This is a genomic window from Streptomyces sp. 13-12-16 (assembly GCF_002114215.1).
Taxonomy (GTDB): Bacteria; Actinomycetota; Actinomycetes; order Streptomycetales; family Streptomycetaceae; genus Streptomyces.
Genome location: NZ_NCTE01001030.1, coordinates 7,994 through 9,078 on the forward strand (window position 1 = coordinate 7,994; position 1,085 = coordinate 9,078).

The 1,085-nt window shown below is 73.0% G+C and carries 1 protein-coding gene; it reads left to right on the forward strand.

Features of this window, described 5'->3' with window-relative positions; all coding sequences use genetic code 11:
* Positions 1–840: endonuclease/exonuclease/phosphatase family protein (locus B7767_RS34630; protein ID WP_085575555.1), on the forward strand; the 840-nt coding region annotated here is incomplete at its 5' end.
* Positions 841–1,085: the final 245 nt, after the last annotated feature.

Consider the following 1,085-nt stretch of genomic DNA (forward strand, 5'->3'; position numbering starts at 1 on the left):
CTGGGCAGCCTGGTGGACACCTTCCTGCCCTGGGTGGGCCTGCTGATCCCCGTACTGCTCGTCCTCGGCCTGATCCGCAAGTCGGCGACGGCGCTGATCGCGACGATCCTGCCGGCGGCCGTCTGGCTGAACCTCTTCGGCGGCCTGCTCACCGACAAGACCGCCACGGGCGGCGACCTCATGGTGGCCACGCACAACGTCAACGCCGACAACCCGGACCCGTCCGCCACCGCCCGCGGCGTGGCCGCCTCGGGCGCGGACGTGCTGGCCCTGGAGGAACTGAAGGCGTCGGAGGTCCCGACGTACGAGCGGGCGCTGGAGTCGACGTACGAGTACCACGCGGTGGTCGGCACCGTCGGCCTGTGGAGCAAGTACCCCCTGAGCGACGTGAAGGCGGTCGACATCCGCCTCGGCTGGAAGCGCGCGATGCGTGCCACGGTGGCCGCCCCCGCCGGCCGGGTCGCCGTCTACGTCGCCCACCTCCCCTCGGTCCGCGTGAAGCTGGAGGCCGGTTTCACGGCCCGTCAGAGGGACGAGAGCGCCGACGCCCTGGGCGAGGCCATCGCCGACGAGCCACTGCCGAACGTCGTGCTGCTCGGCGACCTGAACGGCACGATGAACGACCGCGCCCTGAACGCCGTCACCTCCCAGATGCGCTCCACCCAGGGCGCCGTGGGCAGCGGCTTCGGCTTCAGCTGGCCGGCGTCGTTCCCGATGGCGCGGATCGACCAGATCCTGGTCAAGGGCGCCGAACCGGAGAGCTCCTGGACCCTCCCGGCCACGGCGAGCGACCACCTCCCCATAGCGGCCCGTGTGCGGGTCGTCCCGCAGGACGACTGAGACCAGCGGGCCGGCCGTCCTTCCTTCATCACAGGCGCCGCGGGAACAAGACCCGCACCCCACCGGGCCGGAAGCCGTGCCCGCGGGCGCTGCCCCGGCCTCACCGGGCCGGGGCAACGCCGCGGGCATCCCGCGGGCGTCAGGCGCGCGCCCCCTCGCGCCAGCCGTTCGTGATCGGGAGGCGGCGGTCCTTGCCGAAGCCCTTGGGGGAGATCTTCGTGCCCGGCGGGTACTGCCGCCGCTTG